Source organism: Microbacterium natoriense, from assembly GCF_030816295.1.
In the GTDB taxonomy this organism is placed as follows: domain Bacteria; phylum Actinomycetota; class Actinomycetes; order Actinomycetales; family Microbacteriaceae; genus Microbacterium; species Microbacterium natoriense_A.
The window spans coordinates 41,708-64,774 of the sequence record NZ_JAUSXV010000001.1; the positions used below are offsets into that span (position 1 = coordinate 41,708).

The window sequence follows — 23,067 nt, forward strand, 5'->3', positions numbered from 1 at the left end:
TCCAGTCTGCCCCTCTCAGACGGATCGCGGAACCTCGCCCCGCCGGAGGGCGGTGCCGCCGCCGGCGCTGGTCGAGTTCTGCGCTCTTCAACCGTCCGGCGGTTCCGGATCGTCCAGGATGTCGGACGGCAGTGCCAGACTCGAGCCATGCAGCAACGTGTCAGCTTCATCACCCTCGCCGTCTCCGACCTCGCTCGCAGCCGCGCCTTCTACGTCGAGGGCCTCGGCTGGGAGCCCGTGTTCTCCGGCGACGACGTGCTCATGTTCCCCGTCGCGGATCGGGTGATCCTGTCGCTGTGGTCGATCGAGGGCTTCACGGCCGAGCTCGGCGAGGCACCGGCATCCGGTGTCGCACCGATCACCCTCGCGCACAATCTCGCCACCCCCGCCGAGGTCGACGATGTGCTCGCCGAGGCCGCTCTGCTCGGGGCCCCGGTCAGTCCTGGTGTGCAGCGGGAGTGGGGCGGGTACTCGGGGTACTTCACCGACCCCGACGGCTTCCGCTGGGAGATCGCGGTCAACCCCGGCGAGACGGGCGAGTTCGTCCTGCCATCGTGACCCGGCAGTTCTGCGCCGACGCGCCCCGCTCTCCGGAACGCCGATAGCCTGAACCGATGGGAGAGAACGACGAGCGCGCACGCAGACGACTCTCCCGCAGTTCCCCGAAATGGGCGATCGTCGCCGTCCTGGCATTCGCCGGTCTCTGCTCGTCGTTCATGTTCACGCTCGTCGTGCCGCTGCAGGCCGAGCTCCCCCACCTGCTGAACGCGTCTCGCGAAGACACCACGTGGGTCGTCACGATCACGCTCCTCGTCGCCGCCGTCGCCACGCCGATCTCCGGTCGGCTGGGTGACATGTACGGCAAGCGCCGGGTCATCATCGTGCTGCTCGCGCTCCTCATCGTGGGCTCGACGATCGCGGCGCTGTCGGGCTCGATCGTGGGCGTCATCATCGGCCGCGCCCTGCAGGGGGCTGTGACCGGCGTGGTGCCGCTCGGCATCGCCGTGATGCGCGACACCCTGCCGCCCGAGCGGTTGGGCACGGCGGTCGCACTCATGAGCGCGACGATGGGCGTCGGCGGGGCGATCGGGATGCCGGTGGCCGCGATCCTCGCCGAGAACGCCGACTGGCACTGGCTGTTCTGGCTCGCAGCGGCACTGGGCGCGATCGGACTCCTGCTGGTCGTCGTCACCGTCCCCGAGGACGTGCTCCGCTCCTCCGGTCGGCTCGACGTGATCGGCGCCATCGGCCTTGCGATCGGACTCACCGGAATCCTGCTGTTCGTCTCCCGCGGCGCGGAGTGGGGATGGACCGCTCCGCTCACGCTCACCTGCGTCATCGGCGGCATCATGGTGCTGCTCGTCTGGGGCTGGTACCAGCTGCGCACGAAGGACCCCCTGCTCGACCTGCGCGTCGCCGCCCGCCCCGCCGTGCTGTTCACCAACATCGCCGCGATCGGCATGGGCTTCGCCCTGTTCGCCTCGAACGTCACGTTCCCTCAGCTCCTCGAGATGCCGGTCGGCAGCGGCTCGGGGTTCGGACTCGACATGGTGGGCGCCTCACTCATCATCATGCCGGCCGGTCTCGTGATGATGGTCATCTCCCCGCTCTCCGGCTGGCTCGAGCGCACGGTCGGCCCCAGACCGCTCTTCACCGTCGGCGCCGTCGCGATCGTGCTCGCCTACGTGTTCGTGCTGCTGTGGTCGAGCGAGGTCTGGCACATCTTCGTCGCCAACCTCCTCATCGGCGTCGGTATCGGCTTCACGTTCGCAGCGATGCCGATGATCATCATGCGCTCCGTGCCGGCGAACGAGACCGGCGCCTCGAACGGCTTGAACGCGCTCTTCCGCTCGGTCGGCACGTCGAGCGCCTCGGCGGTGATGGGCGGGGTGCTCGCGGCGATGAGCGTGACGGTCGACGGCGTCGCCGTGCCGACGCGCGCCGCGTTCGACGTATGCTTCTGGCTCGCGATCGTGGCCGGAGCCGTGGCCGTCGTGCTGTCGCTGTTCATTCCCCGGCAGCGCTCGGCCGAGCAGCATCCGTCGCTGCCGAGCTGACCGTCAGCGCGTGATCTCGCGCGGATCGGGGTCGCCGTCGCGCGGCGGACGCAACCGGTCGGGGATCGGCCACGCCAGCGTGAACTGCGCGGTCGCCGGACGGGTCATGTCGCCGAAGTCGTCGATCTTCACCACGATCCTGCCGGGCGCACCCGCTTCGTCGGGCGTGACCTCGACGATGCGCACGCGCAGCGGACGATCGCCTTCGCCCTCCAGCATCCAGGGTTCCGCGAGCCAGGCGATGCCGTGCTCTTCGAGTGCGGCCTCTGCGTCCAGCCATTCGACGGGAGCGGATGCCGGGCGCCCGAGCACGTCGACGGCGATCCATTCGTCGCCTTCCGGGTGTATCCAGCCGAGGAGCTCTCCGTCGTCACGGCGATGCGGGGTCCAGTCGGGGTGAGGCATGCCTCGATGCTAGACGGCTGGAGAACTAGTGCGTGTACTCCATGAGTTCGACGCCGAGGACGCGAAATGCGTCGTGCGCGCGCAGCCGGTGCGCGATCGAGAGATCGTCGAAGCAGACGATGAGCGAGTAGGCGACGCCTGCACGGGGTCCGGCCAGCACACCGGCCTCGGCCCGCACACCGCGGTCACGGCCGGTCTTGTTGATGAACAGCAGCCCGTGGGCGTCGTGGTCGTGCGCGAACGGATCGAGGCCGGTGGATGCCGCCACGAGGCTGAGATCCTGGTTGAGGCTGAGCCACTCGGACACCTGGGCGCTCACCGCCGCATCGACGACCTGCGAGTTGACCAGAGCGGAGAACAGGCCCGCGAGTTCACGAGACGAGCCCACCGCGACGTGCGGGGCGTCGTCGGGACCGCGCTGGTCGCGGAAGCGGTCGAGCAGCGCCGTGCGTCGCAGCCCCAACGACTCGATGCGCTCGCGCACGCGGTCGTGACCGACCTTCTGCAGCAGCGCATTCGCCGCGATCGGATCACCCGCGGTGGCCGCGAGCACGGCGAGATCTTCCAGCGGCAGCGCCGGCGCGTGCAGGTGCCGCCACACCCCTGAGGTCGACACCTGATCGGTGGCGGCGCGCTCCACGATCTCGAGAGGATCGAGGGTTCCTGCCTCGAACGCGGCCGCGACCTCGACGAGCAACGGCACGACTCCGAGTCCCGCGATCGGCATTGTCACGTGGTCGTCGCCGGAGAGCACGTGTACGTGGGAATCGAGGTCGACGACGTGCACCGACACCTGCACACCGGCATCCGCCAGCATCTCGAGAGAGCGCAGGGTCGAGGTGAACGACCGCTTGCCGATCGCCGCGCGGCGCGGCAGCCGCCGTACCGCGCGCTGAGACCGCCGACCTGACGGAGAGTCAGAGCTCGACGAGTGGCGGAAGCCTTCGACCGGCTCGGGAGCGCCCACGCGTGATCCTTTGAGGGGGGTTGGATTGCGGGATGCCATGGGGATGCACTCCCCAGCAGCACGGATATCGTAACCCTCGTGAGTGAGGATCCTTCACGAACTCCGGAGAAAGGTCACCAGATCGTCACACGGGCGTTCTGCGGCAGCCACAGGGCGTCGGATTCGGTCACGCCGAAGGCCTCGTAGAACGCGTCGATGTTGCGCACGATCTGGTTGCAGCGGAACTCGGTCGGCGAGTGCGGGTCGATCGTGAGCAGTCGCAGGGTCTCGGCTTCGCGGCTCTTCTGCTGCCACACCTGCGCCCACGACAACAGCAGACGCTGCACGCCGGTGTAGCCGTCGATCACCGGGGCCCCTGCACCGCCGAGCGACAGCTCGTACGCCTTGAGCGCGATGCCGAGGCCGCCGAGATCGCCGATGTTCTCGCCGATCGTGAGGGCGCCGTTGACGTGGTGCTCGGCGTCGAGCCCTTCGGGGACCAGAGCGTCGTACTGCTCGATGAGGGCCTTGGTGCGCTCCTCGAAGGCCGAGCGGTCGGCATCCGTCCACCAGTCGTCGAGCTTGCCGTCGCCGTCGTAGCGACTGCCCTGGTCGTCGAAGCCGTGGCCGATCTCGTGCCCGATGACCGCGCCGATGCCTCCGTAGTTGGCCGCCGCGTCACGGCTCACGTCGAAGAACGGGTACTGCAGGATGGCCGCCGGGAACACGATCTCGTTCATCGAGGGGTTGTAGTACGCGTTGACCATCTGCGGCGGCATGTGCCACTCGGCGCGGTCGATGGGCTTGCCGACCTTGTCGATGTGACGGTCGTGCTCGAAGATCGCCGCGCGGCGCACGTTGCCGAACAGGTCGTCGCGGTCGATCACGAGAGAGGAGTAGTCACGCCAGACGTCGGGGTGGCCGATCTTGGGCGTGAAGGCGTCGAGCTTGGCGAGCGCGCGCTCGCGGGTCTCGGCGGTCATCCACTCAAGGGTCGTGATGCTCTGCCGGTACGCCTCGATGAGGTTGCCGACCAGTTCGTCCATCGCGGCCTTCGCCGTCGGCGGATAGTGACGCTCGACATAGACCTTGCCGATCGCCTCCCCGAGGGCGCCCTCGGTGACCGAGACGCCGCGCTTCCAGCGCTCGCGGATGCTGGGCACGCCCGAGAGCTCGGTGCCGTAGAACGAGAAGTTCTCCTGCACGAGATCGTCTGTGAGGAAGGGAGCGGCCGCGTGCACCACCTGGGAGCGCAGCCACGCCTTCCAGTCGTCGAGCCGGTCGGCGACGAGGAGCGAGCCGAGAGCCTCGAAGAAGCTGGGCTGAGAGACGACGACCTCGTCGAGAGCGACCGGGTTCGACGGACTGACTCCCTCGCGCCAGGGCGCGAGGTCGACGCCGGCGAGGTCCTGCAGCTCGGCCCAGGTCTTGAGGTTGTACGTCTCGACGGCGTCACGGCTGCGCACGTTGTCCCAGTGGTGCGAGGCGAGCTCGGTCTCGAGCGCGATCGCCCGGTCGGCGTGCGCCGCGGCATCCGAGATACCGGCGAGTGCGAGCAGCCGCTCGAGGTGCTCGCGGTACTTCGCGCGGGTCTCCTCGAAGGTATCGAGACGGTAGTAGCTCTCGTCGGGCAGCGACAGACCGCCCTGCAGAAGAACCGGCAGGTACCGCTCGGGGTCACCAGGGTCGCCGTCGACGTACAGTCCGATCAGGTGAGCACGGCCGTCGCGGTCGTAGGCGCCGACGGTGCGCAGGAACGCGGGGATGCTGTCGAGCGCGTCGATCTCGGCGAGAGTCTCGACCAGCGGCGTCACACCGGCGGCATCGATGCGCGCGGTGTCCATGAAACTCGCGAACAGGTCGCCGATCTTGCGGGCGAGCGTGCCCTCCTCAGCGTCCTGCGACTCCTCGATGATCGCCCTGACGTCTTTCTCGGCCTGTTCGGCGAGCATGTGGAACGCGCCCCATCGGGCTTTGTCGGCGGGGATCTCGGTGCGGGCGAACCAGGTGCCGTTGACGTGGCGGTACAGGTCGTCCTGCGGACGGATGTCGGAGCTGAACTCTTCGATGGCGAGGCCTGCGGGGAGGGTCATGGAGACAGCCTATGCGGCACACCCGACATCAGGATCGGAGGACAGGCCGGCTCCCGGCCGAGTACACGCGCGTCGCAAGGCTGTTCGCTCTTCTGGAGGACGCTTGGTCGAAAAACGTCCTTCGCAAGCGCAATCGTCCTTCGGAAGCGCAGGTCATCGTCAGGTCAAGCGCGGCGACGGATGCCGAAGCGGCGCCGCTTGGGTCTCTCGGCGTCGGCGGCGCGCAATGCACGACGCGCAGCGCGGCGTTCCGCCCACGCGGCGACTTCCGCGTCGATGTCGCGCGGCTGCGTCACCACGGGCGGGCCGCCCATCAGCTGCCGCCGGGCCTCGAGCACGCGGCGATTGAAGTCCTCGAGCACGTGGCGCACGTCGGACTCGCGGCCGAGCAGGTCGAGCTGGTCGTCGAGCTCGCGGTCCTCGGTGCGCAGCAGGATCGCGGGCGGCCCCAGCCCCGTCAGGTTCTCGTTCTCGATCTTGCGGCGGATCCACCAGTCCGGATCGTGGTGGTCGCCCAGCCCCTCGATCGGCTTGCCCGCACCGGGCAGATCGTCGAAATCGCCCCGGCGGATCGCCACCTGGATCGCGCTCTCGATGTAAGCGGCGCGGTCCACGGCCGCGCCTGCGCCCGGCGCCGTGCCGGTCTCGGCATCCGCATCCGTCTCGCTGCCGCTCTGCTGCCGCGCGCGATACCTGGCCGCGGCCTCTCGTGGATCGGTCATGTGCACCTCCGACTGGTTCCAGGGTACGCCGGGCGCGCTCGGGCCGCGCGCGGCGCTCGCGTAGCGCCCGCTGCCGCAATCCGCCGCGGATACCGACGCGAGGCGCCACCCCAGCGCGCGCCGATCGGGCCCCTAGGGGGAGCCGCCATGTCGCCGCATCCCCCTAGGCTCGGAGGGTGAGCCTGAACCGCGAGATCCTGCGCCTCGCCGTGCCCGCACTGGGCGCGCTGATCGCCGAGCCCGCGTTCCTCATCGTCGATGCCGCGCTGGTCGGGCACCTCGGCACCGCACCGCTCGCCGGTCTCGGCATCGCGAGCGCCGTGCTGCAGACGGTCGTCGGACTCATGGTGTTCCTCGCCTACTCGACGACGCCCGCAGTCGCGCGACGGTTCGGCGCCGGCCGACCGGGCGAAGCCGTGAGCGTCGGCATCAACGGCATGTGGCTCGCGCTCGGGCTCGGCGCCGTGCTGGCCGTGATCGGAGCCGTGGCGTCTCCGTGGCTCGTGTCGCTGTTCGGCGCGAGCGACGCCGTCGCTGCCGAGGCCAACGCCTACCTCGTGATCTCGATGTGGGGCCTGCCGGCCATGCTCATCGTGTTCGCTGCGACCGGGCTGCTGCGCGGCATGCAGGACACCATGACGCCGCTGTGGATCGCCGGTCTCGGCTTCGGCGCCAACGCTCTGCTCAACTACGTCTTCATCTACGGACTCGGCTGGGGCATCGCAGGCTCGGCCGCCGGCACGGTCACCGCCCAATGGGGCATGGTCGCCGCGTACGTGCTGGTCGTGCAGCGGCTCGCCGCGAAGCACAGCGCCTCCCTGCGCGCGCACGGCCGCGGCATCCGCAGCACAGCGCGGTCGGGCGGCTGGCTGTTCCTGCGCACCGTGAGCCTGCGCGTGGCCCTGCTCGCGACCGTCGGCATCGCGACCGGGATCGGCACGACCGAGCTCGCCGGATGGCAGATCGTCTTCACGATCTTCTCGGCCGCGGCCTTCGCCCTCGATGCTCTCGCGATCGCCGCCCAGGCGCTGATCGGCAAGGAGCTCGGCGCAGGGGATGAGATTCAGGTGCATCGTGTGCTGGCGCGAACAGTCGCGTGGGGCGCCTGGTTCGGCGTGATCGTCGGCGCTCTGATCGGGGCGCTGTCGGGAGTCCTCGGCATCGTCTTCACCGGAGACGCCGCAGTAGCCGCTCTCGTGCAGCCCGCACTGATCGTGCTCGCGGTCGCCCAGCCCATCGCCGGCGTCGTCTTCGTTCTCGACGGCGTGCTGATGGGGGCGAACGACGCGAAGTATCTCGCGGTCGCCGGCGGCATCAACCTGGTGCCGTTCCTGCCCGCGTTGTGGATCATCGCGGCCACCGACGTCGACGGGGCGGCAGGCCTCATCTGGCTCGCCGTCGCCTTCTTCGGCATCTACCTCCTGGCGCGCCTCGGCACGCTGGGCTGGCGGGTGCGCTCGGGTCGGTGGATCTCGGTGGACGCATGAGCGCCTGGCCGGAAGACGCGGATGCCGTCATCCGCCGGATTCGCGATGAGCTCGCCGCTTCGGCCGACGTTTTCGACGGCCTCGACGACGTCCGGGTCGCGGCCGACCTCCGCGGCGACGACCTCGAGCATCTGACGATCGATGCGAGCGGCGCGGCTCTTCGACTGAGGCCACAGCCCTCGGCGACGGCCGCGACAGGCGGCGTGACGGAATCGTCCCCGACTTCCGAGATCCGGTCGCGGCGGTCGGGGATCGCACGCAGGGTGCGGCTGATCGCCGCGCCGGTGCGGATCGACGAGATCCCGCTCACGATCGACATCGAACTCCTCGACGCACCCATCGACTGGCTCGAGTATGCGCGGCCGACCGACTCGGCCCGGCCGGAGACAGCGCTCGGCGCCGAACTCCGTGACGACGGCGAAGGGATGCGCGGTGCGCTCTCCGCGTCGATCCGCAGTTCCGATGTGGGCCCCCTGCTCGAGCGTGTGACTCGCGCCGCTCTCGCCGCAGAGGGTCTCGTCATCCGTTCCGTCCGGGTCGACCTCGATCAGGACGGAGCCGACGGCATCCGTCTCTCCGCCCGGGTCCGCGTGCGATGGAGACTGCTCAGCGCTTCGGCGCGGGCGAAGGTACGACTGCGAATCAGCCCGGACGCGGTCGTCACGGTGCACGAACTCGAGGTCGGCAGCCGCAACCCGATCGTGGCGCTCGCGCTGCGCGCCGCTCGCAAAGCGATACGTGCGCAAGTCGGCCGCACTCTCGATCTCAACGACTCGCGCTCCGGCTCGGCGGTCCGCCTGCACGGTCTGCGCGTCACGGTGGGTCGAGACCTCAACGTCGAGGCCAGGCTGGGCTGAGTCCGTTCAGACCGTGCCGTCGTCGAGTTTGTCGACATGCTCCGGGCACAGCGCAGAAACGGATGGCTCCATGAAGGCCGCCACCATCGCGTCGTTGAATCGAGTCTGCTTGAGTCCATCCTCGAGTTCGAAGCCGCTCACACCGAGATCGAACTGCTCGCAGATGTACCAGCCGACGCCGATGATCTCCCGATCCGTCCACCGATTCAGGTCGTCGACAGCCGCATCGCGCACCTGGGTAGCGAGCGCGACCTCGACGTCGGCGAGCGGCTCCTGGGTCGGCTCGGGAGCCGGCGTGTACGGCGTCACGACCGCGGTCGGCTCCGGCGAGGGGGCGGCATCGGTCACGGCGGTGCACCCGGCGAGCGCGAGGGCGACCACCGGCAGCGCGGCGAGTCTCAGGGCGACGTTCATACGGCGTACCTCCGGCACCACTCGTACATGATCACGGCGGCGGCCGCGCTCGCGTTGATCGATCGGGTCGAGCCGTACTGCGTGATCTCGACATGGGCGGATGCCGCGGCGAGCGCCTCGGCGGAGAGCCCTGGCCCCTCCTGGCCGAACAGCAGAACACAGCTCTCGGGGAGTTCGGCGCGGTCGACCGGCACCGCCCCGTCGACGTTGTCGACCGCGATGACCGGGATGCCGGCATCCGCCGCCCACGCGGCGAAGTCCTCGACCGTCTCGTGATGCACGACGTGCTGGTAGCGGTCGGTGACCATGGCCCCGCGCTTGTTCCAGCGACGCCGCCCGATGATGTGCACGGTGTCGGCGAGGAACGCGTTGGCGCTGCGCACGATCGAACCGATGTTCATGTCGTGCTGCCAGTTCTCGATCGCGACGTGGAACGGATGCCGCTGCAGATCGAGATCGGCGACGATCGCCTCCATGCGCCAGTACCGGTAGCGATCGATCACGTTGCGGGTGTCGCCGTGGGCGAGGAGCTCCGGGTCGTAGTGCTCTTCTTCGGGCCACTCCCCTGGCCAGGGTCCGACGCCGTATCCCGGCTGTGCCGAGTCCTGGGTCGCTGAGCCCGCCTGCGCGTCGTCCATCAGGCCAGCGTATCCGCGGCCGACACGGGTGCCGGTCAGTCGATGATCACGTAGAGCGTGCTCGACCACATCACGAACCACAGCACCGCGATGGCGACGAGCGGCAGCAGCGTGACGACCCGTCTGGCCGCTCCGCCGAAACGCAGCGCGAAGGCGGTGACCACGACGGCGATGATGCTCCCGATCAGTGCGGCGATGGTCGTGGGCCAGCCGGTCTGCGTGTCCCCCGCCTCCCAGTCGCACAGGCGACCCGCCGGGATGAACGTGATCTCGACGGTGCGCAGCGTGTTGTCGTGGGGTTCCACCCCGTCGGGCAGGTCGCTCGCCCAGCAGGAGTCCATCACGTCGGCTCCGGCATCCGTCCCCTGCGAGATGGTGGCCGCGGCCACAGGGAAGACACTCAGCACGGCCAGCAACAAGAGCACCCACCAGGCGGTGCTCGTCCTCGTCAGCGACATGGTTCCCCTCCCCTCCCTGGTGTAGCACGCGCGGGATGCCGACAGCGAGAACCGTCGACCGATCGTTATTTAGGTGGACCGAAAAATCCGCTACGATTTCGGCATGCCTAAAAATTCGGTGATCGACATGGCGCCGCCGGCCGTCGCCCCTCGCAGCCTGTGGCTGCTCGGCCCCGCGCTCGTCGCCGGGGTCGCCTACCTCGATCCGGGCAACGTGGCGAGCAACATGACCGCGGGGGCGCAGTACGGCTATCTGCTGGTCTGGGTCGTCCTGGCCGGCAACATCATGGCCTGGCTCATCCAGTACCTCTCGGCAAAGCTCGGCGTCGTGACAGGCCAGAGCCTGCCCGAGGTGCTGGGCGCCCGGTTGCGCAACCGTTGGGCGCGACGGGCGTACTGGCTGCAGGCCGAGCTCGTCGCGATGGCCACCGATCTCGCCGAGGTGATCGGCGGCGCGGTCGCACTGAACCTCCTGTTCGACGTGCCGCTGCTGCTGGGCGGCTTCATCACCGGCGCCGTGTCGATGATCGTCCTCGCAGTGCAGAGCCGCCGCGGACCTCGCCACTTCGAGTTCGTGATCATCTCGCTCATGGCGATCATCACGTTCGGCTTCGTCGCGGGGGTCTTCGTCGCGCCGCCGGATCCCGCGGGAGTCGTCGGCGGAATCGTCCCGCGCTTCGAAGGAACCGGCTCGGTGCTGCTCGCGGCATCCATCCTGGGCGCGACGATCATGCCGCACGCGATCTACGCCCATTCCTCGCTCGCCCGCGACCGGTTCGGCTCGTCTGGGGCGAGAGGGCAGAAGGTAGATGCCGCCGCCGAGGCCGTGCGCACGGAGCCCTCGCGCATCCGGCGTCTGCTGACGGCGACCCGCTGGGACGTGTCGATCGCGATGATCATCGCCGGCTCGGTGAACCTGTGCATCCTGCTGCTCGCCGCCGCGAACCTCGCCGGCGTGGAGGGCACCGACTCGCTGGAGGGCGCGCACGCCGCACTCGCCGCAGGTCTCGGCCCCGTGGTCGCGACGTTCTTCGCCGTGGGCCTTCTCGCATCCGGGCTCGCATCGACCTCGGTCGGCGCCTACGCCGGAGCCGAGATCATGCACGGGCTGCTGCACGTGCGCATCCCTCTGCTGGCCCGACGCCTCGTGACCCTGATCCCCGCCCTGGTCATCCTGGGGCTCGGCGTCGACCCCACGCTCGCGCTCGTGCTCAGTCAGGTCGCGCTGTCCTTCGGCATCCCCTTCGCCCTCATCCCGCTCGTGGTCCTCACCGCACAGCGACGCACTCTCGGGTCGTATGCGAACCGCATCTGGACGACGGCGGCCGGGATCGTGGCGTCGATCCTCCTGATCGCCCTCAACGGCGCACTGCTGTGGCTCCTCGCGACCGGATGATCCGACGGTGTCGTCGGACATTGATTGAACGCCTATTCAGTGCTCCGCTATTCTTCGTCTGTGGATGATGACCTGGGAATCCTGATCTTTCTCGGTGCCGGCGTGCTCGTGCTCATCGGCATCGTCTTCTTCGGCGTACTGAGCTCACGCCGCAAGAAGGCCGCGACACAGCGGACCTTCACCGTCCGGCAGCAGATCATCGGCGAACAGCCCTTCCTCGCCAGCAGCGACCTCGATGCCTCCGACAGGCGTCAGGAAGAGCTGTTCCGGGAGACGTACCCGATCGGCGGCAGTCTCGTGCTGAATCTCGTGGATGCCGAGGGCGCGTGGGCCGAGCGCGAGGTGCATGTCTCGCGTATCGGCCGGAGTCTGCGCGCCGGCTGGCCGCAGGCCCGCATCGGGCTGACGGCGTACTTCCGCGAGTGGGAGAACACCGAGTTCCCTGCCGTCTTCCCGGTGAAGGGCACCGACAGAATCACGACCGTCGAACTCGACGAGGGCGGCGTGACGGCATCCGACGATCGCAATGCGGTCGTGTGGTCGGCACAATGGTCTGCGCTGCTCTTCTCCAACGGCTCGGACATCGTCCTCGGCGACGGCACCGGGAAGACCATCCGTTTCGACCACCCCGACGGGCACCCCGCGCTCGAGGAGCTCCTCATCAAGTACGGCACTCTGAAACAGATGCACTTCTGACCGCGCAAACCGCCCTGCTCATTCCGGAGGCGGCGAGGGCTCGGATCCGAGAGAGGATACGCTGAATCACATGCCCGCAGCATCCGTCGTCCGCCTTCTCACGTGGATCGGACTCGCGACCGGGCTGATCGGCGGCCTGCTGGTCGCGTTCCCGAACGTGCTCCCGGTGGGCGGTCCGTGGGTGCAGCTCGCCCTCGGCATCGCGACTCTCGTGCTCGCGTTCCGCGCCAGGAAGATCGGCATCGCCCAGATCGAGGGCTTCGACGGGCGACTGTCGCTCGCGGCGGCGCTGCTCGGCTTCCTCGTCGTGTTCTTCGCCGGCCAAGTCGCCTTCGGCCTCCTCGTCGATGTCGCGAATCCCTAGGCTGGACCCGTGGCATCCCCCGCAGCTGACGACTACCTCAAGACCGTCTACGCCCACACCGAGTGGCAGGACGCGCCGATCACCCCCTCGGTGCTCGCCGCGAAGCTCGGCATCGCGCCGTCGAGCGTGACAGAGATGGTCAAGAAGCTCGCCGCAGCAGGATTGGTCTCGCACGTCCCGTACGGGGCGGTGCGATTGACGGATGCCGGCGCCGAGCGCGCTCTCGCGATCATCCGCCGGCATCGACTGATCGAGACCTGGCTCGTGCGCGAGTTCGACTACGGCTGGGACGAGGTCCACGACGAGGCCGAGGTGCTCGAGCACACGATCAGCGACCGACTGCTCGAAGGCATCGACGCCCGGCTCGGTCGGCCGCGTTTCGACCCGCATGGGGACGCGATTCCGGATTCCGCGGGCCAGGTCGATCGCGAGCCCTTCGTGCTGCTCGCCGAGGCCGCCGTGGGTCACGTCGGACGCGTGCTCCGGGTGAGCGATCAGGACCCCGAGGTCCTCCGCGTGATCGAGGCCGCCGGAGTCGCGGTGGGCGCCGAGGTGACGGTGACCGCCGACGGGATCGTGGTCGACGGGGCGCCCGTCGCGGTGGGCGACGCCGCCGAGGTGATCTGGCTCAGCGCCTGACGGCCTGCTCCGCGTCATCCTCGCCCTCTAGGCTGTGCACATGGCACAACGCGACGACATCGAATGCTGGCTCACCGACATGGACGGCGTGCTCGTCCACGAGAACGACGCCATCCCCGGGGCGTCCGAACTGCTCGCCGGCTGGGAGAGCTCCGGCATCCCCTACCTGGTGCTCACGAACAACTCGATCTTCACCGCCCGCGACCTCTCCGCGCGCCTGCGCACGAGCGGACTGCACGTGCCGGAGGACCGCATCTGGACTTCGGCGCTCGCGACCGCCGACTTCCTGAAGCAGCAGCTGCCCGGCGGCTCGGCGTTCGTGATCGGCGAGGCCGGAATCCTCACCGCCCTGCACGACGCCGGGTTCATCATGACCGAGACGAACCCCGACTTCGTGGTCGTCGGCGAGACGCGCAACTACTCGTTCGAGGCGATCACCAAGGCGATCAGGCTCATCAACGACGGCGCGCGTTTCATCGTCACGAACCCCGACGCCACCGGCCCGAGCGCCGACGGACCGCTCCCCGCGACCGGCGCGATCGCCGCGCTCATCACGAAGGCCACCGGCAAGGAGCCGTACGTCGTCGGCAAGCCCAACCCGATGATGTTCCGCTCGGCCCTGAACAAGATCGGCGCGCACTCCAAGCGCACCGGCATGATCGGCGACCGCATGGACACCGATGTCGTCGCCGGAATCGAAGCGGGCCTGCACACGGTGCTCGTACTCACGGGCATCAGCGATCAGGCCGAGATCGAGAAGTACCCGTTCCGCCCCGACGAGATCGTGCAGTCGGTCGCCGATCTGCTTCCCCGCATCACCGAGACCATCCCGACGGTCAAGACGAAGAAGTGACGAGTGGGCGTTCTCGATGAGGGTGAGCGAGTACGGGCAGCGGATGCCGCGGCCTGGCGCGCCTGGCTCGACGAGAACCACGCACGCACCGCGGGTGTGTGGCTGCTGAGCGTGCGCGGCAACACGAACGCCGGCGTCGGCTATGAAGACGCCGTGCGCCACGCGCTCTGCTTCGGCTGGATCGACGGCCCTGTGCGCACCTTCGACGATCAGACGGTCGGGCAGTGGTTCTCTCCTCGGCGCCCGTCGAGCGGCTGGGCCGCGACCAACAAGGCGCGCATCGCCGAGCTCGAGGCCGCGGGGCTGCTGGCGCCGGCCGGCATCCGTGCGCTCGACGTCGCCAAGGCCAACGGAGCCTGGGAGGTTCTCGACGGCCCGGAGGCCGGGATCGAGCCACCCGAGTTCACGCAGGCGCTCGACGCCCTGCCCGCGGCGCGCGCGAACTGGGACGCCTTCCCGAAGTCGGTCAGGAAGCTCGGGCTCACGAACATCGCGATGGCCAAGCGCCCCGAGACCCGAGCGGCGCGCATCGCGAAGATCGTGGCGGATGCGGCGGAGAACAGACGCCCATGAGTCAGAACGACCTGCTGTTCCTCGTCGTCACGCTGAGCCTCGTGACCTCGCTCATCGTGATGATCGCGCGATTCGCGAGCTCACGCCGTCGCGGCCGCGGAGACGAGTCCGACGGTCGCGCCGGCTGGTGGGAAGGCCCCTGGGACGACGACGACCGACGCCCCTGAGGTCATGACGCCAGCGACGCCCCCGGGATCGCGGCGAGCAGCTCGCGCGTGTAGGGGTGCTGCGGGTCGTCGAAGAGCCGCTCCGGCGTGCCGCTCTCGACGATGACTCCGCGCTGCATCACGTGCACCTCGTCGGAGATCATCCGCACGACCGCGAGGTCGTGGCTGATGAACAGATAACTCAGCCCGAGACGCGACTGCAGCTCGCCCAGGAGCTCGAGGATCTGCGCCTGCACCAGCACGTCCAGCGCCGAGACGGCCTCGTCGAGCACGACCAGCTCCGGCTCCAGCGCGAGGGCCCGAGCGATCGCGACCCGCTGACGCTGACCGCCCGACAGCTCGTGCGGCAGCCGCTCAGCCATGGCGGCGGGCAGTGCGACCTGTTCGAGGAGCTCACGCACGCGTGCGCGCCGGCTCTCCGCCGTGCCGACGCGGTGCACCCGCAAGGGCTCGGCGATAGACTCCGCGACGGTGTAGCGCGGGTCGAGCGATGCGTACGGGTTCTGGAACACGGGCTGCGCTCTGCGGCGCAGGGCGAACAGCTCCCGACGGCGAAGGCCGGTGAGGTCGACGCCGTCGAACAGGATCGACCCCGAAGTGGCATCCTCGAGACCGAGCACCATGTTCGCCGTGGTGGACTTGCCCGATCCTGACTCCCCGACGATCGAGACGGTCGTCCCACGTGCGATCGTGAAGCTCACGCCGTCGACCGCGGTGAACGTCTGGGGCTCTCCCGCCTTGGGCGACCGCAGCGCGAACTCCTTGCGCAGATCCCGCACCTCGACGAACGGCGTCGCGTCGTGCCGCTCCGGCCGCTCGCGCTGATCGCGTCGCGACGCGAGGCTGGGAGCTGCGGCGATGAGCTGCTTCGTGTACTCGTGCCGGGGATTGCCGAGCACCTCCTCCGAGGTCCCCTCTTCGACGATCCTGCCGCGGAACATCACGACGATCCGGTCGGCGCGCTCCGCGGCGAGCGCGAGATCGTGCGTGATCAGGAACACGGCGGTGCCGAGTTCGCCGGTCAGCTCGTCGAGCTGGTCGAGGATCCGGCGCTGCACTGTGACGTCGAGGGCGGAGGTGGGCTCATCCGCGATCAGGAGCTTCGGGCGGCAGGCGAGCCCCATCGCGATCAGCACGCGCTGACGCATGCCTCCGGAGAACTCGTGCGGGTACTGGCGGGCACGGTTCGCGGCGTCGGAGATGCCCACCATCTCGAGCAGCTCGACGACCCGCTCCGCCGTCTTCGCCCCAGAGGTGCGCCCGTGCACCTCGAGAGCCTCGCCGATCTGCGCCCCGACGCGCATCAGCGGGTTCAGGTTCGACATCGGATCCTGCGGGACGAGGCCGATCCCCGCACCGCGCAGGGACACCATCGCGTTCTCGCCGAGCTCAGTGAGCTCGCGACCGTCGAAGCGGATGCGACCCGCCGTGATCACGCCGTTCTCCGGCAGCAGTCGGTTGACCGCCGCTGCGGTGGTCGACTTGCCGGACCCGGATTCGCCGACGATCGCGACCGTCTCACCCGCGGCGACGTCGATGCTGATGTCGCTGATCGCGGTGACGAGCTCTCCGCCGGTGCGGAAGGCGACAGCGAGGCCGCTGATGCTCAGGACGGGATCGGTGGTCATGGTGTTCTCGTTCCTTCGTCGGGGCGGCCCTGCGGGCCGAGGATCTCAGGGAGGGCCGCACGCCACAGGACCTCGGTCGTCACGGGGTCGGCGGCGAAGAGGCGGTTGGTGAGCAGCACGATCGACGCGCCGGCGCCGGGGATGACGCCGAAGGCGCACCCCGTGAAGCCCGGATGCCACAGCATCCGCTCTGGCCGACCGTCGATGTGCACGCGGTCGCTGCGCCAGCCCAGCGCCTGCCCGGGGTCGGGGCCGTCACGGAAGAACTCCGCAATGGACTCGACCGACCAGAGCTCCGGATGCTCGTGCGGACGAGCGAGGGCGGAGCCCAGCACGAGCAGGTCGCCGGCGGTCGAGAACAGCCCGGCGTGGCCGGCGACACCGTCGAACGCGTGTGCGCAGTTGCCGTCATCGACGACGCCGACGATCTCATGCTCGCGCCAGGGGAAGTCGCGGCGCGGCGTCAGCACCGGATAGGGCTTCCCGGTCTCGACCATCCGGCGTTCCGCGGCGTCTCCGAGGGCGCTGGCTGCGACGGGTCCGACCGCAGACCCGAAGCCCGTGCGGCTGAGGCCCAGGGGCTTCGCGACCAGCGACTCGAAGGCGGCGTCGAGCGAGGTGCCCACGACCCGGGCGACGATGCGGCCCAGCAGCATGAAGCCGAGGTCGGAGTAGTGGCGCTCGCACCCTGGCGGGTATCTCAGAGGGAGCGCGTCGATCGTCGAAGACGCAGCATCGTCGAACAGATAGAGCGGCTGCCATTCCCACAGCCCGGCCCGGTGCTGCAAGAGGTCGCGCATCGTGGTCTCGGGCGCGCACGAGGTGCCGGGCAGAACACGCGCCACGGTGTCATCGAGGGCGAGGGCGCCCTGGGCGACGAGGCGAAGGATCATCGTCGTCGTCGCCGCGACCTTGGTCACCGAGGCCAGGTCGAACGCCGTCTCGGTCGTCACGGTCCTGCCGTCGAGCGAGGCCGATCCGCCCGCTGACACGGAGTTCTCGTGCGCGGAGGCGATCCCGGCGACCGCGCCGAGGGGAGCCGACGGGTGTGCGAGAACGACCTCGACGGCATCTGCGGCGCTCATACGCGCACCCCCGCGCGGATGTCGACGAGCACATCGGCGTCGACGTCGGAGTCGAGCCCGGCGACGCCGATCCCCACGACGTCGCCGAGCACGAGCTGATCTGCGGCGGAGCGGATGCCGCCGACGACCGGAGAGCCCCGCAGCCAGAGCGCGGCGTCGAGATCGTGGATCCCTTCGGGCGAGAGCGCGGCCGCGAGGTGAGCTGCCGCGGTCACGCCCACCGCGGACTCCATCATGCAGCCGAAGACGACGTCGAGTCCGTGCTCGCGTGCGGTGAGCGCCGCGCGTCTCGCCTCTGCTGGGCCACCGGTCTTGGCGAGCTTGATGTTGACGATGTGTGCCGCACCCCGTTCGGCGATGGCGCGCACATCGGCCGCGGTCCGCACGGATTCGTCGGCCATGATCGGTGTCTCGACGGCCGCGACGACACGAGCGAGACCGTCGAGGTCGCCGGCCGGCACCGGCTGCTCGACGAGATCGAGCCCGAGGCCGGCGTCCTCGCAAGAGCGGATGACGGCGATCGCCGTCGCCGCATCCCACGCCTGATTCGCGTCGACGCGCAGAGCGATCCCCTCGCCCACCGCGGCGCGGACCGCGCGAAGTCCTGCGAGCGCGTCGGTGTCGGCCGAGACCTTCGTCTTGAGGCAGCGGAATCCGGCCGCGACGTGCGCTGCCGCCTGCACGGCGAGATCGTCGGGCAGGCCGGCAGACAGCGTCATGTCGGTCCGGATGCGGATGGGCGGCGCGGATGACGGGGCAGGGTACGCGTCCTCGGCCAGCGCGACGGACAGCGGGATCCCTCGCGCCTGCGCCGCGAGGTCCACGAGCGCGCATTCCATCGCGCTGCGAGCCGCCGCGTTCCCCCACGCCGCCCCGGCGAGACGACGGTCGGCATCTTCTACGCCGGCGCCGAGCACGACATCGGCGAACGGACCGGCCACGACAGCCGCGACGCTCTCGGGGCTCTCCCCGGTGACCCGCCAGCTGATCGCTGCCTCTCCCCACCCGCGGCGCCCGTCGGAATCGGTCGCCTCGATCAGGACGACGTCGAGCGCGTCGACGCGGCGCACGTTCGTCACGAACGGGCGCACGAGCGGAGACGACACGCGCAGCACGCGCAGACGGTCGACCACGCTCATGGCAGCTCCCTGCGCATCCGCTGCTCCGGCTCCCCGAACTCGGGCTGCGTTCTGGTGGCGCCGTCGGCACTCCACCCCTGCGCCTCGTAGAACCCGATCGAAGGAGCGTTGGCCGCGAACACCCACAGCACGGCAGACCGAGCACCGGCGGCCACCAGGGCCTCGACAGCAGAAGTCAGCAGCAGACGGCCGACACCGCCGCCGTGCGCCTGCGGCGACACGTACAGCGAGTGCACGGCGCCCCGGTCCGCCGTGCAGGCGAAGCGGGTGAGCCCCAGAATCGTCCCTTCGCGCTCCGCGACGTGCACCTCGCCCTCGTCGTCCGCGAGCACTCTCGCCCACAGCGCCCGCGCACGCTCGTCGGTCATCGCCTCGATCGCCGCATCCGGGAGGATGCCACGATAGCTCTCGCGCCAGCATCCGAGGAACACGCCGAGCACCCCGGACAGGTCGTCCGGGGTCGCGCGGCGCACCTCGATGGTCATGATGCCGATGCCGCCGTCAGGGTCAGAGCCGCGATGCCGCCCAGGGGCGCCGGCAGCACAAGGGGCCCGACGCCCGGCGTGATTGTGCCGAGGATGCGCGGCTCGCGTGCTCCCGTGCCCCCGGGGACGATCGCCGGCACGCCGTGCAGCGTGCACCAGCCGATCAGCGCGAGCAGGATCGCCTCCTTGCTGTCGGCGGGCGCGCCCAGCTCGTCGGCCAGAACGACCTCGGTGCCGGGGAGCGCCGCTCGAAGACCGTCGAGGATGAGGGGGTTGCGGCATCCTCCCCCGGAGACCGCGAGGAAGCCGATGCCGGCTGCGCGCACGTCACGGGCGACGGTGCGCACCGTCAGCTCGGTCAGCGTGCGCACGAGATCTGCGACCGGGATCTCCCGTCCCTGTGCGGCGAGGTGCTCGTGCACGTAGCCCAGGTGGAAGTGCTCCTTGCCCGTGCTCTTCGGCGGGGTGAGCGCGTAGTACGGGTCGGCGAGGAGAGTCTCGAGCAGAGGCTCGTCGACCGCCCCCGTGCGGGCGATGCCGGCGTCGTCGTCATAGCCGAGCGGGTTGAGCTCGTGCTCGACGATCACGGCGTCGACCAGCGCGTTGGCGGGGCCGATGTCGTAGGCGATGAGGCCGCCGGGCCCGACCACCGTCATGTTCGAGATGCCGCCGAGGTTGAGGGCCGCCGCGGTGCCCGCATGGGAGCGCAGCAGCAGCTCGTCGAGGAACGACACGAGCGGCGCGCCGTGGCCGCCCGCCGTGATGTCGCGGATGCGGATGTCTGAGACGACCGGCGCGCCGACCCGTTCGGCGATCCACGCCGGCTGGCCGATCTGCAGGGTCCCGAGTGCGTGCGCGCCGTCGACCCAGTGATAGACGGTCTGGCCGTGCGAGCACACCGCATCCACGCCGCCGGCCTGCGCCGCCACGTCTGCTGCGACCTCGGCGAACGCCTGGCCGATGAGCGTGTCGAGCTCGCAGACCTCGGCGAGCGTGGTCTGCGCAGGTGGGAGCGCAGCGATCAGCCGCGCCCGCAGCTCGGGGGCGTAGGGCACGCTGGTCGCGGCGAGCACCGCGCCGGTGAGCTGTCCGTCTTCTTCGATGAAGTCGACGACTGCCGCGTCGATCCCGTCGTGCGATGTGCCCGAGATGAGCCCGAGAACGCGCATCAGTCCTCCTCCAGTGCGGTGCGCAGCCGACCCTCGGCTGACGTGAGTCGTGCGGTCGCCGCGGCGAGGTCTTCGCCGCGGCGGAGCATGATGGCAGCGACCTTGACGTCGTACCCCGCCTCGTCGAGCGCGTGGACCGCCTCCTCGCGCTCGACATCGGCGATCGTCCGCACCATCCGGATCGCGCGCTCGCGCAGCTTGTGGTTGGTGGCCTTCACATCGACCATGAGGTTGCCGTAGACCTTGCCCTGGCGCACCATGACGATGGTCGAGAACATGTTGAGCACGAGCTTCTGCGCGGTGCCCGACTTCAGACGGGTCGAGCCGGTGAGCACCTCGGGCCCGACCTCGACCTCGATGCCGTGATCGGCAGCGGCGCTGAGCTCGGTTGCGACGTTGCACGACAGCCCGACGGTCAGTGCCCCGCGCTCGCGGGCTCGGCGCACCGCGGCGACCACGAAGGGCGTACGCCCGCTGGAAGCGATCCCGATCACGGTGTCGAGCGGACCGATCGCCGCCTGGTCGACGGCGGCGGCGCCGGCATCCGCGTCGTCCTCCGCGCCCTCCACCGGATTCACGATCGCGCCGGTACCGCCCGCCATGATGGCGAACACGAGCTCAGGTGGGGTGCTGAAGGTCGGAGGGCATTCCGAGGCGTCGAGAACGCCGATCCGGCCCGGCGTGCCGGCTCCCACGTAGATGAGGCGCCCGCCACGCGACATTCGCTCGGCCGCGGCCTCGATCGCCGGCACGATCTGCGGCAGGGCGCGCCCGACAGCTGCGGGCACGGTCGCATCAGCGTCGTTCATGGTCTGCGCGAGCTCGGCCACGCTCATGCGGTCGAGATCCGCGTACCGCGGATCGCTGGCTTCGGTCACCAGTGTGCTCAGATTCTCCACGGTCATCGCCTTCCCCTGTTGCGCGGATCGAGACTGTCGCGCAGGCCGTCGCCCAGCAGGTTGAGTCCCACCACGAGCAGCACGACCACGACGCCGGGGGCGATCATGGTCCACGGGGCGATGGTCACGAGCGTGCGGGCTTCGAAGATCATCGACCCCAGTGACGGCGCGGGCGGCGGCGTTCCGAGACCGAGGAAGCTGAGCGACGCCTCGGTGAGCACCGCCCAGGACAGCGACAGCGTGACCTGCACGATGATGATCGACGTGATGTTGGGCAGCACGTGGCGGAACATCGTCGCCATGCGGCTCTGGCCGGTGCTCTTGGCGGCCTTGACGTACTCGACCTCGCGCAGCGAGAGCACCGGTCCACGGGTGACGCGGATGAAGATCGGCACGTAGACGATCGCGATGGCCACCGCGATCGTGAACCAGTTGCGGTCGAACACAGAGGCCAGGGACAGCGCGAGCAGCAGCGGCGGGAAGGCGAACAGCACGTTCGTCACCGCGGTGATGGCGCCGTCGGAGACGCCCCGGTAGAACCCGGCGACGAGGCCGCACACCGTGCCGACGACGGTCGCGAAGGCGACGGCGACCACGGAGATGAGGGCGGAGTTCGCGACGCCTGCCGCGACGCGGGCGAAGACGTCGCGACCGAACTGATCGGTGCCGAACCAGTGCGCGCCGTTCGGAGCCTGCATCCGTGACGGCGGATCCTGCGCAAGCGGGTCGAACGGCAGCATCCCGAAAGCGGAGACGAGGCTGAGCGCGGCGAGCAGCACGACGATGACGAGCCCGGCGAGCCCGCTCCGGCTGCGCAGCAGCAGCCGCACGCGCTCGATGGTCCTGCCGCCGCCGGGGGCGAGAGTCGGGGTCTGCGAGATGTCGGTCATACGGCACGCACCCGGGGATCGATGACCCGGTAGAGCAGGTCGGTGAGCAGGTTGACGATGACGAAGGCGAGCGCGATGACGAGCACGGTGCTCTGCACCAGCGCATACTCCTTCTGCTGGATGCCGAGCAGGACCTGGCGTCCGATGCCCGGGAGGGAGAAGATCTGCTCGACGACGACGGCCCCGCCCAGCAGATAGCCGAACTGCAGACCCGTCATCGTGACGATCGGAACCAGGGCGTTGCCGAGCACGTGGCGCAACTGCAGCCGGCGCGGCGGCACGCCCTTGGCGCGTGCGGTGCGGATGAAGTCGTTGGCGCGGATCTCGAGCACGGCCGTGCGCGTGGTGCGCATGATGGGGGCGGCGATCCCGAAGCCGAGGACGAGCGAGGGCAGCAGCATCTGCTGCAGGTTGAGGACGGGGTCCTGGAAGAAGTGCGCGAATCCCTGGCCGTTGGGATTGAACCCGAACGACGAGGCGAGCACCGCGAGCAGCGCGGTCCCGAGCAGGAAGGCCGGAATCGACAGGCCCGCGAGGCCCACGATCTGGCCGGCGCCGTCTCTGATCGAGTCGGGCTTGGACGCTGAGAGCATTCCGAGCGGGATGCCGATCAGGAGGGCGATGACGATGGAGAAGATCGCGAGCTCGAACGTGACGGGCAGCGCCGCCGCGGTGAGGTCGAGCACGCTGGTCTGCGCACGGGAGGAGAAGCCGAGGTTGCCGGTGAAGATGTTGCCGAGCCATGAGAAGAACTGCACGAAGAGCGGCTGATCGAGGCCGTAGTACGCCTCGAGGGCGGCGCGCTGAGCCGGCGTCAGGGCCGCGGCCTCCGTGCCGAGGCCGGAACTGATCTGGTCGCCGGGGATGGCGCGCAGCATCAGGAAGACGAACACGGCGACGCCGAGGAGCGTGCCGAGGGCTGCGAGGATGCGGCGCAGCACGCTGTTGCGGAGGAGCTGTCTGAACATGGGCGGGAGGATGCCTGTCGTCGGGGCGGCGGTGCGGGC

At 69.6% G+C, this 23,067-nt stretch carries 26 protein-coding genes; 11 read left to right on the forward strand and 15 right to left on the reverse strand.

The features are described 5' to 3' along the window. The first annotated feature begins 147 nt into the window (after positions 1-147). Both QFZ53_RS00210 and QFZ53_RS00215 read left to right on the forward strand, forming a co-directional pair. The gene (locus QFZ53_RS00210; RefSeq protein WP_307292286.1) at positions 148-558 is read left to right on the forward strand and encodes a VOC family protein; all 411 of its coding nucleotides are present in this window, start codon (positions 148-150) and stop codon (positions 556-558) included. 56 nt (positions 559-614) lie between these two features. Next, entirely contained in the window at positions 615-2,057 is a 1,443-nt protein-coding gene (locus tag QFZ53_RS00215; RefSeq protein WP_307292288.1) for an MFS transporter, read from the forward strand. Positions 2,058-2,060: 3 nt separating this feature from the next. Here QFZ53_RS00215 and QFZ53_RS00220 read toward each other — a convergent pair whose 3' ends face one another. The 4 genes from QFZ53_RS00220 to QFZ53_RS00235 form a co-directional block, all read right to left on the reverse strand. Then, complete coding sequence (locus QFZ53_RS00220) at positions 2,061-2,462, reverse strand: hypothetical protein (protein ID WP_307292289.1); 402 nt, start codon at positions 2,460-2,462, stop codon at positions 2,061-2,063. Positions 2,463-2,487: 25 nt separating this feature from the next. Continuing rightward, positions 2,488-3,429 (reverse strand): serine hydrolase, encoded by a 942-nt coding sequence (locus QFZ53_RS00225; RefSeq protein ID WP_307292292.1) that lies wholly within the window; start codon positions 3,427-3,429, stop codon positions 2,488-2,490. A gap of 113 nt (positions 3,430-3,542) precedes the next feature. Beyond that, a complete protein-coding gene (locus QFZ53_RS00230; protein WP_307292295.1) occupies positions 3,543-5,501 on the reverse strand; it encodes a M13 family metallopeptidase in 1,959 nt (652 codons plus the stop codon). A gap of 164 nt (positions 5,502-5,665) precedes the next feature. Beyond that, positions 5,666-6,223, reverse strand: coding sequence for a DnaJ family domain-containing protein (locus tag QFZ53_RS00235; RefSeq protein ID WP_307292297.1), 558 nt, complete (start codon positions 6,221-6,223; stop codon positions 5,666-5,668). Positions 6,224-6,399: 176 nt separating this feature from the next. Here QFZ53_RS00235 and QFZ53_RS00240 point away from each other — a divergent pair, with 176 nt between their 5' ends. Together QFZ53_RS00240 and QFZ53_RS00245 are read left to right on the forward strand one after the other, a co-directional pair. Beyond that, on the forward strand, positions 6,400-7,710 hold the full coding sequence (locus QFZ53_RS00240; RefSeq protein ID WP_307292300.1) for an MATE family efflux transporter: 1,311 nt from the start codon (positions 6,400-6,402) through the stop codon (positions 7,708-7,710). Beyond that, on the forward strand, positions 7,707-8,567 hold the full coding sequence (locus QFZ53_RS00245; RefSeq protein WP_307292302.1) for a hypothetical protein: 861 nt from the start codon (positions 7,707-7,709) through the stop codon (positions 8,565-8,567). The genes QFZ53_RS00240 and QFZ53_RS00245 overlap by 4 nt, the downstream gene beginning before the upstream one ends. Before the next feature lie 6 nt (positions 8,568-8,573). On the opposite strand, the gene QFZ53_RS00250 is transcribed toward QFZ53_RS00245, so the two are convergent. Genes QFZ53_RS00250 through QFZ53_RS00260 form a run of 3 tightly spaced genes read right to left on the reverse strand, consistent with a single transcriptional unit; the run spans position 8,574 to position 10,077 of the window. Further along, positions 8,574-8,981 (reverse strand): hypothetical protein, encoded by a 408-nt coding sequence (locus QFZ53_RS00250; RefSeq protein WP_307292305.1) that lies wholly within the window; start codon positions 8,979-8,981, stop codon positions 8,574-8,576. After that, positions 8,978-9,619, reverse strand: a complete 642-nt coding sequence (locus QFZ53_RS00255; protein WP_307292308.1) for a TrmH family RNA methyltransferase — start codon at positions 9,617-9,619, stop codon at positions 8,978-8,980. Before QFZ53_RS00255 ends, QFZ53_RS00250 begins: the two co-directional genes overlap by 4 nt. 35 nt (positions 9,620-9,654) lie before the next feature. Further along, complete coding sequence (locus QFZ53_RS00260) at positions 9,655-10,077, reverse strand: hypothetical protein (RefSeq protein ID WP_307292310.1); 423 nt, start codon at positions 10,075-10,077, stop codon at positions 9,655-9,657. A 103-nt stretch (positions 10,078-10,180) separates the two neighbouring features. Between QFZ53_RS00260 and QFZ53_RS00265 the strand changes: the two genes are divergently transcribed. From QFZ53_RS00265 to QFZ53_RS00295, 7 genes are all read left to right on the forward strand, one after another. Beyond that, a complete protein-coding gene (locus tag QFZ53_RS00265) occupies positions 10,181-11,473 on the forward strand; it encodes an Nramp family divalent metal transporter (RefSeq protein ID WP_307292312.1) in 1,293 nt (430 codons plus the stop codon). 60 nt (positions 11,474-11,533) lie between these two features. Next, positions 11,534-12,169, forward strand: coding sequence for a hypothetical protein (locus QFZ53_RS00270; RefSeq protein ID WP_307292315.1), 636 nt, complete (start codon positions 11,534-11,536; stop codon positions 12,167-12,169). A 70-nt stretch (positions 12,170-12,239) separates the two neighbouring features. After that, the gene (locus tag QFZ53_RS00275; protein WP_292905089.1) at positions 12,240-12,533 is read left to right on the forward strand and encodes a hypothetical protein; all 294 of its coding nucleotides are present in this window, start codon (positions 12,240-12,242) and stop codon (positions 12,531-12,533) included. 9 nt (positions 12,534-12,542) lie between these two features. Next, positions 12,543-13,172: a metal-dependent transcriptional regulator gene (locus tag QFZ53_RS00280; RefSeq protein ID WP_292905087.1), complete on the forward strand. Its 630-nt coding sequence runs from the start codon at positions 12,543-12,545 to the stop codon at positions 13,170-13,172. A 40-nt stretch (positions 13,173-13,212) separates the two neighbouring features. After that, positions 13,213-14,025, forward strand: coding sequence for an HAD-IIA family hydrolase (locus QFZ53_RS00285; protein WP_045257075.1), 813 nt, complete (start codon positions 13,213-13,215; stop codon positions 14,023-14,025). Positions 14,026-14,028: 3 nt separating this feature from the next. Beyond that, complete coding sequence (locus tag QFZ53_RS00290; protein ID WP_307292322.1) at positions 14,029-14,598, forward strand: YdeI/OmpD-associated family protein; 570 nt, start codon at positions 14,029-14,031, stop codon at positions 14,596-14,598. Further along, on the forward strand, positions 14,595-14,765 hold the full coding sequence (locus QFZ53_RS00295) for a hypothetical protein (RefSeq protein WP_307292324.1): 171 nt from the start codon (positions 14,595-14,597) through the stop codon (positions 14,763-14,765). The genes QFZ53_RS00290 and QFZ53_RS00295 overlap by 4 nt, the downstream gene beginning before the upstream one ends. 2 nt (positions 14,766-14,767) lie before the next feature. Here the strand turns inward: QFZ53_RS00295 and QFZ53_RS00300 are convergent, their stop codons facing one another. The 8 genes from QFZ53_RS00300 to QFZ53_RS00335 are packed head-to-tail and all read right to left on the reverse strand — an operon-like array spanning position 14,768 to position 23,028. Beyond that, positions 14,768-16,393, reverse strand: a complete 1,626-nt coding sequence (locus QFZ53_RS00300) for an ABC transporter ATP-binding protein (RefSeq protein ID WP_307292327.1) — start codon at positions 16,391-16,393, stop codon at positions 14,768-14,770. Then, positions 16,390-17,478 (reverse strand): serine hydrolase domain-containing protein, encoded by a 1,089-nt coding sequence (locus tag QFZ53_RS00305; RefSeq protein ID WP_307292330.1) that lies wholly within the window; start codon positions 17,476-17,478, stop codon positions 16,390-16,392. The genes QFZ53_RS00300 and QFZ53_RS00305 overlap by 4 nt, the downstream gene beginning before the upstream one ends. Continuing rightward, a complete protein-coding gene (locus QFZ53_RS00310) occupies positions 17,475-18,617 on the reverse strand; it encodes a mandelate racemase/muconate lactonizing enzyme family protein (RefSeq protein WP_307292333.1) in 1,143 nt (380 codons plus the stop codon). The genes QFZ53_RS00305 and QFZ53_RS00310 overlap by 4 nt, the downstream gene beginning before the upstream one ends. Further along, positions 18,614-19,102, reverse strand: a complete 489-nt coding sequence (locus tag QFZ53_RS00315) for a GNAT family N-acetyltransferase (protein WP_292905070.1) — start codon at positions 19,100-19,102, stop codon at positions 18,614-18,616. Before QFZ53_RS00315 ends, QFZ53_RS00310 begins: the two co-directional genes overlap by 4 nt. Continuing rightward, positions 19,099-20,271, reverse strand: coding sequence for an anhydro-N-acetylmuramic acid kinase (locus tag QFZ53_RS00320; protein ID WP_307292337.1), 1,173 nt, complete (start codon positions 20,269-20,271; stop codon positions 19,099-19,101). The genes QFZ53_RS00315 and QFZ53_RS00320 overlap by 4 nt, the downstream gene beginning before the upstream one ends. Next, positions 20,271-21,176, reverse strand: coding sequence for an N-acetylmuramic acid 6-phosphate etherase (gene murQ / locus QFZ53_RS00325; protein WP_307292340.1), 906 nt, complete (start codon positions 21,174-21,176; stop codon positions 20,271-20,273). Before murQ ends, QFZ53_RS00320 begins: the two co-directional genes overlap by 1 nt. Beyond that, positions 21,173-22,060 (reverse strand): ABC transporter permease, encoded by an 888-nt coding sequence (locus QFZ53_RS00330; protein ID WP_307292341.1) that lies wholly within the window; start codon positions 22,058-22,060, stop codon positions 21,173-21,175. Before QFZ53_RS00330 ends, murQ begins: the two co-directional genes overlap by 4 nt. Continuing rightward, positions 22,057-23,028 carry an ABC transporter permease gene (locus tag QFZ53_RS00335; protein WP_307292343.1) on the reverse strand — a complete coding sequence of 324 codons (972 nt, stop codon included), beginning with the start codon at positions 23,026-23,028 and terminating at the stop codon, positions 22,057-22,059. Before QFZ53_RS00335 ends, QFZ53_RS00330 begins: the two co-directional genes overlap by 4 nt. Between the last annotated feature and the right edge of the window lie 39 nt (positions 23,029-23,067).